Annotated in this window: 6 protein-coding genes and 1 pseudogene; all 7 read left to right on the forward strand. The window is 44.8% G+C overall.

Translation table 11 applies throughout. The features are described 5' to 3' along the window. The first annotated feature begins 104 nt into the window (after window positions 1-104). Window positions 105-1307, forward strand: coding sequence for a methionine adenosyltransferase (gene metK / locus MHH63_RS26100; protein ID WP_036681514.1), 1203 nt, complete (start codon window positions 105-107; stop codon window positions 1305-1307). A gap of 200 nt (window positions 1308-1507) precedes the next feature. Next, a complete protein-coding gene (locus MHH63_RS26105; protein WP_341172243.1) occupies window positions 1508-5542 on the forward strand; it encodes an Ig-like domain-containing protein in 4035 nt (1344 codons plus the stop codon). A gap of 215 nt (window positions 5543-5757) precedes the next feature. After that, window positions 5758-8490 carry a stalk domain-containing protein gene (locus MHH63_RS26110; protein WP_341172244.1) on the forward strand — a complete coding sequence of 911 codons (2733 nt, stop codon included), beginning with the start codon at window positions 5758-5760 and terminating at the stop codon, window positions 8488-8490. Between the two features lie 57 nt (window positions 8491-8547). After that, window positions 8548-9708, forward strand: a complete 1161-nt coding sequence (locus MHH63_RS26115; protein ID WP_036681511.1) for a sensor histidine kinase — start codon at window positions 8548-8550, stop codon at window positions 9706-9708. Window positions 9709-9712: 4 nt separating this feature from the next. Continuing rightward, window positions 9713-10435, forward strand: a complete 723-nt coding sequence (locus MHH63_RS26120) for a response regulator transcription factor (RefSeq protein WP_036681509.1) — start codon at window positions 9713-9715, stop codon at window positions 10433-10435. A 135-nt stretch (window positions 10436-10570) separates the two neighbouring features. After that, window positions 10571-11014, forward strand: a complete 444-nt coding sequence (locus MHH63_RS26125) for a glycosyltransferase family A protein (RefSeq protein ID WP_076123908.1) — start codon at window positions 10571-10573, stop codon at window positions 11012-11014. A gap of 137 nt (window positions 11015-11151) precedes the next feature. Beyond that, a pseudogene (locus MHH63_RS26130) lies at window positions 11152-11878 on the forward strand (hypothetical protein); the annotation flags it as partial.

The following is an 11878-nucleotide window of genomic DNA, read 5'->3' on the forward strand; positions in this document are numbered from 1 at the left end:
GGCAAACCTGAATTATTTATATTATTTAGTTTTATTATTTGGCCTGTTATCATTAAGGAATCCCTTATACAGTGTCAGACTAACCATATGGGAGGTTGTTATACTTGTCTATTAAAGGGCGTCATTTGTTTACTTCTGAGTCCGTTACGGAAGGGCATCCGGATAAAATCTGTGACCAGATTTCCGACGCGGTATTGGATGCATTTTTAGTTAATGATCCTAATGCACGTGTAGCCTGCGAAGTAGCAGTAGCAACAGGTCTTGTACTGGTGATCGGGGAAATCAGTACCAAATCAGAGTATGTTGATATTCCTGCCATCGTACGCAATACCATCAAAGAAATTGGATACACACGTGCAAAATATGGTTTCGACTATAATACATGTGCTGTGTTGAGTTCTCTTAACGAGCAGTCCGCTGATATTGCCCAAGGTGTTAACTCTGCTTTAGAACACCGTGATCCTGCTCAAGTAGCTGAAGAAACAGCTAATATTGGTGCAGGCGATCAAGGGCTCATGTTTGGTTTTGCTACGAACGAGACACCTGAACTGATGCCACTGCCGATTGCTTTATCACATCGTATTGCACGTCGTTTATCTGAAGTTCGTAAGAACGGAACCTTAGACTATCTTCGTCCAGACGGCAAAACACAAGTTACGATTGAGTATCAAGATGAAAAACCTGTACGCGTAGACGCTATCGTAGTATCTACACAACATGCAGAGGAAATTTCTCTTGAACAAATTCAGGCGGATATTAAAGAACATGTTATTTTGCCTGTTGTTCCTGCGGAACTGCTTGATGCAGAAACCAAATACTTTATTAACCCAACCGGACGTTTTGTTATTGGTGGCCCTCAAGGGGATGCTGGTCTAACTGGCCGTAAGATTATCGTCGATACATACGGCGGTTATGCTCGTCATGGCGGCGGAGCATTCTCAGGTAAGGATCCAACTAAAGTGGACCGTTCTGCGGCTTACGCGGCTCGTTATGTAGCTAAGAATCTTGTAGCTGCTGGTTTGGCCGACAAATGTGAGATCCAACTTGCCTATGCCATCGGTGTAGCTACTCCTGTCTCGATAAATGTGGATACATACGGAACAGGTAAAATCAGTGAAGAGAAAATGGTCCAACTGATCAGCAACAACTTTGATCTTCGCCCTGCGGGCATCATTTCTATGCTTGATTTGCGTAAACCGATTTACAGACAAACTGCAGCTTACGGTCATTTCGGACGTACTGATGTTGATCTTCCATGGGAACGCGTAGATAAAGCAGAATTGCTAAGAGATCAAGCAGGGTTGTAATTTATCATACGGTCTTATAATATGTTAGCCCGCAAGTTGGCCATGGTGTCAACTCTGCGGGTTATTTTGCGTGCGAAAACGAGCAAGGCTAGTGAATCTAACCATAGAGAAGTAGACTACTAAACTTTGCCAGCCTTTTAGCCGAAATATAAGAATATACATAAAGACGATAGTATGGCTTGAGAGGAGTCTATCACGGAATGAAAAGAAAAATTTCAATATGGACGGCACTTATTCTAGCGGGAGAGTTAGTACTTGGTTCGGGTTATCCTGCTATTGGAATAGGGAATTCAGCAGTGTACGCTGCATCAGAGTTTGGTATAACAGTCTCACCAGCGCCTGGAGCAAGTTATGTAAGTATAGGATCATCCCTTAGACTGAGCTTTGATCGTCAAGTAAACCCGCAGTCAGGTGAAATTACTATTACGGGTCAAGGTGATAGCTCACCTTTTTTAACGATTCCTATTGGTAGCTATGGTCTAATTGGTAGTTCAAAAGATTACGAGCTTAAGCTAAATCAACAGTTTACTTCAAACAAGACTTATACAGTGACAATCCCTAAGGGGTTGTTCAAGGATAATGATGGTAATGAGTCAGGTGTTACTTCATGGGCATTTACTACTGCGCCTGAGAGTAATACAGCGATTACGGCAGGCAACTTTTCACCTGCTAATAATACAAGAGTGGATGCAGGAGCCCTTAAGGAGCTAAGTCTAACCTTAAATAAAAACCTGATAAAAGGTGGAGGTTCCATTCGAATTTTGTCGTCTGCAGATAATGCAACCGTTCAAGAGTTCAAAATTAAGGATGATGATACTAGAGTCAACGTTCAGACTGATGCTAACTCTACTACAGTTAAACTAACATTGGATAAAACATTGGCCTCCGGAAGTAACTATTATGTTCTTATAGATTCTTATGCTTTTAAGGATGTTGATAATCGAACGTATTCCGGGATTTCAAGCGGTGATGTATGGAGCTTCTCTACTAAAGGTGTGGCAGAGATTCCAGTGACTCCTGCACCGGCAAACGGATCAGGTGGGGTATCTACCACTGGAGCCCTACAACTTACATTTGATCGTCCTATGATGCCTGCAGCTGGAACCATAACAGTATCTCCAGGTGCAGCTAACGATGCTAGAACGAGATGGCTTAATGTAAACTCCCCAGCCGTTACAGGAGGAAGCAGCAGAACTATAACATTGCTTCCAGCATCAGCAGCATCACCCTTGCTAAACAGTACGCAGTATACGGTGACGATACCGCAGGGAGCTTTTTACGATCAAGACGGAAATGTATTTCCGGCTTCGGGTGCGTATACCTGGACATTTACAACGGCTTCTTTGACAGGACTTAACGTAAGCGCGCTAAATCCGGCTGACCGGAGTGAATCCATAGCTAACAACAGATCATTTTCTGTCACATTCAATCGTAATGTGAATTATAACAGTGCTGTGGAAAATGGCGTAGCACTTTATAAAAGTGGCGGCGCACAGGTTCCGGTTACTGTTAACCGGAGTACAACTGCTGCAAACGAATATGTAATTACACCTAAAACAGCTTTAGATAGCGACTCAACCTATTATATTGATATTGCTAAAGGAGCTTTTGTAGACGCTATTGATGCTAATGTTATCTATGATGGACTAAGCGGAAAAAATTCATGGAGCTTCCGGACCTTGTCTCAGGACAAAACAGCTCCACAGCTCACATCTGCATCACTCGAGAACAATCGGACCATTCGTTTAAAATACAATGAGAGCCTCAACTCTTCCATTGCACTGTTGATCTCCAGCTTTGGTGCTACGGTGAATGATGAGAATCGTACAATTGAAAGTGTCTATATCCAGGGAGACAGCGCCTATGTGTTACTCAGTACAGGGGTAGCGGTTGGACAGAACGTGAAGGTTAGCTATACAGGTGGCCTGCGGACCATTCAAGATCCAAGCGGAAATGCAGCCAGCACCTTTAGCTCAAAGCAGGTTACTAACACTATCGAGTCCTCCATGCCTACACCCAAAGATGGACGGATCACGGGTAGAACTGTAGCGTTGAATTTCAATGACTCCTTAAAGGCAGTTTCCTCTTACGCACATAGTCAGTTTCTAGTGACTTCAGATGGGGGATCCCTAGGGGTCAACTCCATAAGCTCCAGCGGGAACACTGTATATTTAGGGTTAAATAGCGATGCTTCTAATGGCCAGACCGTTCGTGTCTCCTATTATGCAGGCTCTTATCCTTTGCAGAATTCTTTTGGACAAAATATTGCGGATTTCACAGATTTCTACATTCGCAACAGCAACGATACAATTCCACCCGTGTTCCAAAGTGCAACCGGAGGTGGCAATAAAATCCTTCTGAATTACAATGAAGGCTTGTCAACGACAAACCTCCCGATGAACAGCCAGTTCTCTGTGCTTGTTGGCAGCACTCCTAACTATGTTACGAATGTATCAGTCAGTGGCTCACAGGTCACGCTAACGCTCCAGAGTGCTTTGACGGTGAATCAGAATGTTACTGTATCCTATGTTCCGGGGACTACCGGAATAAGCGATTTAAATGGAAACCGTGCAGCTTATATTAACCTGCAGCCTGTGTCCATCTCGGAAAATAGCGGCACTAGCATACCTGAGATTAGTTCTGCCACCATCAATGGCGACGAGCTTACGGTTACATTCAGTAAAAACATGCAGGCATCTGGTTCCCTCTATGCTAATCAGTTCGGAGTTAGAGCAGATGGAAGCAGTATGGGTGTGCAAAACTACACTTTGTCAGGGGATATTTTGAAAATAACAACATCCTCAGTAGTAAAGACCGGGCAAACTATCGATTTGTCCTATATGTCAGGTTCAGGTACGATCAAGGATCTGAACGGTAATGTACTGTCCTCATTCTCTTCTCTCTCTGTTAAGAACCTAACCGGCGTGAGCACCGGAACGGGAAATCGTCCATCCTATCTAGGGACGCTTGCAACAAGTGAGTTTGGAAAAGAATACGCGCTGCTGAAGAGTGACTCTTCACAAATCGTGGATGACCGTTCGTTATACAATCAATCTGTAAAAAGATATACCTTAAACACAGATCGCCTGACGGCCAGTTATGAATATCTGTATAAGGCAAGTAGTGATACATTAGCTTTTGAGGTGCCTGCTACAGAACAATCGGCCTATGTGACTGTTCCTTTAAAGCCTTTGCTTGATGCTGTAAATCGCAGTAAAACCACAAAATTTATGATACGTTATGGCGATCACTTATATAGCGTAGGACTAGACGATATCGATATGAACGGATTAGCGACTAGCTTGATTGCAGACAGTAAAAATATCTCGCTGGTGTTCCGCTTAGAAAAGGTTCCGGCAGGTACGTTCTCCCCATTTGAGCAAAAGCTAAAAACTATGGGGATGCAGAGCGTTACTAGTCTTATGGATGTCCGGGTGACTGCGATAGTAAGCAGCAATTATTCTAATGCTAAGGCATTATCGGTACCTGGAGAATACACTGTGCGTACAACTTCTTCATTGAACAATGCGCAGACATCTGCTGCTAGACTGGATCTTTCCTATTACGATGCAGCTTATCTGCCAACAAAAGTAAGTACGGTAGGTAGCTATACGATTATTCGTGCTCGTACGGAGGGTAATCAGGTGTTAGGAACCTTTATATCAACCCGGGCCTTCTCAGATATGAGTAAGCATTGGAGTAATTCGATCGTAGCTGAGCTTAGTGCAAAGACTATCATCGATAGCAGTTACGGGACTACATTTAGTCCAGAAAAAAAGATTACCCGTGCAGAGTTTGCAGTAATGCTTAGCCGGGGACTTGGTTTGCTAGGCGATCGCGAGACCGCACAGCGCTTCCGGGATGTGCAGCCTTCCACACAAACTGGAGACTATATTGGTGCAGCAGCCAAGGCTGGTATTATTACAGGGAACACGGATGGCTCCTTCCGGCCTAATGATAATATCACTCGAGAGCAGATGGCAATCATGATGATTCGGGCAATGGAATACACCAAACATCCTATTACTTTAAGCGGCACTTCTGCCTCAACACTGGCTCGCTTTAAGGATAAGTCCAAAATTCAGAATCAAAGTGCAGAATTCGTAGCTAAAGCTGTGCAATCTGGGATTATTTTGGGAATGACCACAAGTGAGTTCCAACCTCAGGGTAATGCCACTCGTGCACAAGCTGCTGTGATGTTGCATCGGATGCTGAAGCAAACAGATTATTTGTAGAATAAATAGATTGGTAAAGCCTGGCATTCTGCTGGGCTTTTTTTTATGTTAATAGTTTGTGTTACGAGACTCTATAAAGCTTGAAATCTCTCAATTTCGCAACTTTTTCGCTTTTTTTCAGTCTATTAAAAGAGTACTAGAAAAATAGGAACCAGTTTCCAGACTTTTGATAACGGACTTGAAGAGTAAAAAAGAGATGGGAGAGTTACGTCGAAATGAATGAAGTTTTCATGGAGAAGAAGAGTAGAGAAGTTGTTCGGGGAATAAAATTATCATCTACTAAAAAATGGGTTGCCGCTTCATTAGCAGGTGTGTTGTGGATTATGCCGGTAATTGGCAGTGAAGGCTTAGCTATGTTTGGTCATAGTTCCACACCAATTGCTGCCGCAGCCACATCTAATTTTAAAGTAAGCAAGCTGGGAGAAGAAGTAATTACTTCGGGCGCCATTATGATGAAATACAAATATACGGCTACACGTTCAGGAGCGAGTGCTTCTGGCTTGGCGGATGTTATTCGCGTTGACCTCAACAATCCATATGTTTCATTAGATGTTATGACAGGTAAAGGTGGAAACCTGACAACACGTCAAAGTACTGGCGGGATGGCTAAGGAAACTGGAGCCGTGGCTGCAGTAAACGGAGATTATTTTAATACAGGCGGGGAAGGCGCTCCGATTGGTGGACAAGTATCCAGTGGAGTATTGGTATCCACCCCTTCGCAATTGGATGGAATGTATGCCTTTGCAGTGACTAAGGACCGCAAGCCTCTTATTGATGAGTTCAGCTTTGAAGGAATGATAACCGCACCTGACGGCGCACAGTTTGAGATATCTGGTATCAATAAAGGTGCTTATAGTCCTGAAGGTGGAAGCTCTACTTATAGCCATGCTAATGCAATGTATATCTATACGGATGTATGGACCGCACTCGATCGTCCCAAAAACAGCTCAACCACACCGACAGAGGTGCTCGTTGAGAACGGCGTAGTTACTCAAATATCTGAAAATGCTGCGCTTCCTACAGCGGTTCCAAAGGGAGCTTATATTTTGCGGGCCCATGGCTTAGCCGCACGGTATGTTACTGCCCATCTGACTGTAGGACAACCGGTAACAAGTGTGTACTCCCTGAAATCCAAGACTACGCAGCAATCGCTAGATCCTGCTAATCTGCAAACAATGATTGGTGGACATACGATTCTTGTAAATAACGGAAAAGCTGCAACGTTCTCTCGCTCGACTAGCAGCATTGGCGGTTATCGTGCACGTACGGCTTTAGGATACTCTCAGGATGGACGTTATGTTTATATTATAGCTACTGAAAAAAATGGCAATAGCTCCGGAATGTCATTGACCGAGCTGCAATCTTTTATGACCAATATTGGAGTCTGGAAAGGGCTTAACTTAGACGGAGGCGGCTCTACAACGATGGTAGACCGGCCTCTTGGTGAAAGCTCAGCCACACTAACCTTTAATACAGAGTATGGCACAGAGCAGCGCAGCATTGTTAACGCGCTTGGTGTTTATACTAACGCACCACAAGGTGAAGTAAAAGGAATTAAAATTAGCGGAAGCACTTCGCTATTAGTTGGACAAAAGGCTACTTATTCGTTAAAAGGTTATGACACTTACTATAACCCTATAGATGTAGCAGCAGGCAATCCTACTTGGACATCAAGCGGAGGAAGCGCAACTGTAAGTGCAGGAGAAGTAACGGCAGTGAAGCCAGGCACCGTTACCTTAACGGCTAAAAGCGGCGTAGCAAGCGCTTCTACAACCCTTACAGTCTTGGGTGGAGATGATCTATCCAGCATGAGTGTAGGCACTGCTACAGCGCCACTGACAGCTGGGACAACTGTATCTGTCCCTGTAAAGGCCTCTACGAAGAGTGGAGCAACCATAAGCGTTCCAGATTCAGCGCTGAAGTGGGAGTTTGTAGGCTTTAAGGGAGTCGTGCAAAATGGCAAGCTTACTGTAAACTCTGTGGATGCAGGGGTTACTACAGGTTACGCTATTGCTCGTTATGATGGATTTAGCACAGCGGTTGTATTATCGACAGCAGCAGCTACAACATGGGAAGATTTCGAGAAGGTAAGTTATCCAGTTAACTTTACTACCAATGTGCCAGCGGTACAGGGGACTGCAACAATAGTAGACGGCTCGGCTGAAAGAGTAGGCTCCAAGGTGCTGTCACTCAGTTATGATATGACGGCTGGCAGCGGTAAAATGTACGCTTATGCTCAACTTAACGGCACAAGTGGAAAAGCCGTTCCAGCGCTTGCAACTTCGATGTCAGTTGATGTGATGGGCGATATGAGCTTAAACTGGCTGCGTGCTGAGTTTGTCGACAATAGTGGAGCTACAGCCTATGTAGATCTTGCGAAGATTATCGATTGGAACGGTTGGAAGAACATAAACATCGACTTGTCAGGATCAGGGATTAAATTCCCGGCTACGCTGAAGAGACTTTATGTAGTCAACGTAGAGGAAGGCCAAGATGAACGGGCGAAGACAGGTAACGTTGCTTTTGATAATATCACCTTCACAATGCCTTCACTTTCCAGTGATGCAGGGTTACCAAAGGGTACAGCTTCGATGAGCATCGGCTCCAAAGCAATGACCGTAAACGGAAATAAGAAGGCTATTGATGTAGCTCCAATTGTGAAAGACGGCAGTACTTATGTGCCGATCCGTTATGTGCTGGATGCTTTTGGAGGGAATGCTACCTGGGATCAGGTGAATAAGAAGATCATGGTGTTGCGTGGAGCCAAGGCACTGGATCTGACGGTAAATAAAAAGGAATACCTGTTAAATGGTAAGCGACAAAGTGCTGAAGTAGCACCTATTATTTTACAGGGTAGGACTTTAGTACCTCTGAGACTAGTTTCTGAACAGTTAGGATTAACTGTAAAATGGGAACAGAAAACGAAGACCGTAACTATCGAATCGTGATATGTTAATATATAAGGAAAACCTTAATACGATCCGATAGAAAAGGGGCAAGCATCCGTGGAATTTCAAGCCGATGCGATTGATCGCGTTATTAAAAATACCATCGACGTGATGGAGAGCAGCAAGTATCAGATTTTTGAAATATTGCAGGTTGCACGTGATGAACTTGCTGCACTCAACAAGGAACTGCAGCGGGTCATGGACGAAACGGATGAAACGTTGAAAAAGGTAGACAAGCTGGAGCTGCAGTATCACCGCTCCAGAATCCGGCTGACAGAGGTCAGCCGGGACTTTGTCCGCTACTCAGAGAAGGATATCCGTATTGCTTATGAGAAGGCTACGGAGCTTCAGCTCGAACTCATGATGACGCGTGAGCGAGAGGTCTATCTTCGAAGCAGACGTGATGAATTACAAATGCGAGTGCGCAGTGTCGAAAATTCTGTAGAGCGTGCAGAGTCAATTGGTTCGCAAATGAGCGTAGTGCTCGAATATTTGTCGGGAGAACTAGGCCAAGTGACGAGAATTGTCGAATCTGCGAAGAACAGACAGATGATCGGACTCAAAATTATCCTGGCTCAAGAAGAAGAACGGAAGAGAATTGCCCGGGAAATTCATGATGGTCCCGCTCAAATGCTGGCAAATCTAGTCCTTAGGACGGAAATTGTAGAAAGAATGCTGGTAAAGCAGGAATTTGGGCTGGTGCAGGACGAAGTAGTAGATTTAAAAGGGCAGGTTCGTAACAGCCTGGAAGAAATGCGTAAGGTTATTTTTAATTTACGACCGATGGCTCTCGATGATTTGGGCTTGATTCCGACTTTGCGGAAATATGTGCATGATTTTGAAGAGAAGACGAAACTGCGGACGACTTTGGAAACCCGGGGACAGGAACACCGACTATCTTCAGCGATGGAGGCGGCGGTATACCGTCTGGTTCAGGAAGCATTGTCTAATGCAGCAAAACATGCCTACCCAAGCTTCGTATTGGTGGAGATTACATACCAAGCGCAGTTAATTAAGATTGTGATTAAAGATAACGGATTAGGCTTTAATGTACAAAAGTTAAAAAATCAGCAAGGTAATCGGGAAAGCTTCGGGCTAGTAGGTATGCGGGAACGTGTAGAACTGCTTGAAGGAAGAATGGAAATTGTATCAGCCGAGAATCAGGGGACAACAATCGTGATCCATATTCCGACGAATGTGGAGAAGGGGAAGGAGTAGTGTGATGGAGAACTTAAACTCTAGTAAAACGCCCATTAAGGTTCTTTTGGCGGATGATCATCAGCTTTTTCGTGAAGGGCTGAAACGCATTTTGAATATGGAGGAGGATATCGAGGTCATAGGGGAGTGCGGCGACGGTATTCAGGTATTAGAGTTTTGTAACGGTACTAAACCGGACATCGTATTGATGGACATCAATATGCCTGTTGAGAATGGCGTAGAAGCCACTCAAAAACTTCGGGAAATGTTCCCGGAGGTTAAGGTAATTATTTTATCCATTCATGATGATGAGAGTTATGTATTTGAGACCCTTCGTAAGGGCGCCAATGGTTATTTATTGAAGGATATGGAGGCCGAATCCCTTATTAATGCCATTCGTTCGGTCTGTGAAGGACATGCCTTTATCCATCCAAAGGTTACTGGAAAGCTTATCAATCAATTGCGGCGTATGACTTACCTTAACGAGACTGGTGTAACTACAGATACAGTGGTGAAGGAAGCTGGTGTTAAATTTATTGCTGGCGACAACAATCCTCTGACCCGTCGTGAAGCAGAAGTGCTGCGTCTAATGGCTGAAGGTAAGAGCAACAAAATGATTGGTGAATATTTATTCATTAGTGAAAAAACAGTTAAAAACCATGTTAGCAGTATTTTGCAAAAAATGGAAGTGGATGATCGGACTCAAGCCGTTATTAATTCGATTAAATATGGCTGGGTAACCTTGTAGAAGCTTCACGGTAATACGTTACATATAGGAAAGAAATTAAGTAGACACAGCTTGCTTCCCTGATGGGTGTTCTAGGCAGTCACCGACCTTTTAATGCCGGCATATAGTGTTGGTATACAGAGGAGGTGCATCTCCATGGTAGCCCAGTTGATATGGATTGCGGTTGTTTATGTATCCGCTGCAGTGATGATTCATATGTTGCATAACCGGCAGAAGGTGCGTAAAACACCGCAGTCCGGAAAATGGATTCATTATATTTTTATTACCCGCAATCATGAATCTGTTGTGGAATGGTACATTCGGGCACTGACATTTCAAGCTCTTCTAACCGGAAAACGATTGCGAGTAACGTTCATGGATGATGGTTCGAGCGATGGAACACTTGGGATAGTTTCCAAAATGGCCGCTAGCGGCTGCTCTATCGATCTTGCAACATCTATGTACTCTCTTCAGATGAGTGAAGAATTGCAGCATGAAGGAATTGTAGTAGACTTGCGGCTGTCAGGGCAGTCTGTATCGCTGCCTTTTATGGGGATGGCAGGAAGTAGGGGATGCGAATCAAAGCGCAACAGATCTTAAGTAAATATGTAAGTAACGGGTGAAGCACACTCTCCAAGAACTGGGGGAGTGTGCTTTTTGCATTTGGGGAGACGGAGTCGTGAATTTGGGATCAAATATGGAGTTGCTAAGTACAAGCGAAAGGTAGGAGGGATTTTATGCAAGTCGCTGTATATGCTGTGGAATGCAAGGGGAGCTGGAGGGTTGGAATTTCATTAGATCTTAGCGTGGATAGATGGTGGTGGTCTGTAGCTAGACCGGAGAAGAAAGCTGGGAGTTCCTTAGCGGCGAATAGTTTGGTTCTGCTTTCTTCTGCGTTACCGCTAGGGTGGGCTGTGAAGCTCCGGGACAACTTTAAACAAAGAAGCGCAATGAGCACCTGGGGGATTAAGGAGTGGGGGCAATATATTAATAGTATGCTTGAGGCTGAGTTGAGAGAGGAGAAAGAGGCAGGGGGACTGTGGGAGGCTCAGTGGTTGAATGATGGAATATTCATATGGAAGCCTAATGAATCAAGTTTCGGAATAGATCAGGACAATAAGAAGAACGAAAGATACGATTGGTGTGAAAAAGAGGATTTTGAATCTGGATTACTAGAATCGGATTCAGAACAATTATTGCGGGCTGTGGCCGGGCGCTCTTTATTGGAGCCGGAAGTAGAAGCGCTGCTGGCAGAAGAATTGCCAGAGCTAGGGGGTTGCTGGCGCCAGGCGGCACAACTGGCGTATCTGCAGGGGCGGCTGTTGCTTACAGCCGCCGTAGGCAGTGCGACCCCGGCTGCGCAAGGGGCGCGGGCCCGCCAGCTCCCTGCGGGTGCTGGCGTTATGATGCGTGCGGCGGCTAAGCTGCCGCACGTATTGCGGCGCGGCGCTTTCGCTCGCCGCG

The sequence above is a fragment of the Paenibacillus sp. FSL H3-0310 genome, from assembly GCF_038002785.1.
In the GTDB taxonomy this organism is placed as follows: domain Bacteria; phylum Bacillota; class Bacilli; order Paenibacillales; family Paenibacillaceae; genus Paenibacillus_AQ; species Paenibacillus_AQ odorifer.

Coding starts and splice junctions, on each gene's coding strand:
- MHH63_RS26120 (WP_036681509.1), top strand. CDS start 9,713: ATGGAGAACTTAAACTCTAGTAAAACGCCCATTAAGGTTCTTTTGGCG.
- MHH63_RS26105 (WP_341172243.1), top strand. CDS start 1,508: ATGAAAAGAAAAATTTCAATATGGACGGCACTTATTCTAGCGGGAGAG.
- MHH63_RS26110 (WP_341172244.1), top strand. CDS start 5,758: ATGAATGAAGTTTTCATGGAGAAGAAGAGTAGAGAAGTTGTTCGGGGA.
- MHH63_RS26125 (WP_076123908.1), top strand. CDS start 10,571: ATGGTAGCCCAGTTGATATGGATTGCGGTTGTTTATGTATCCGCTGCA.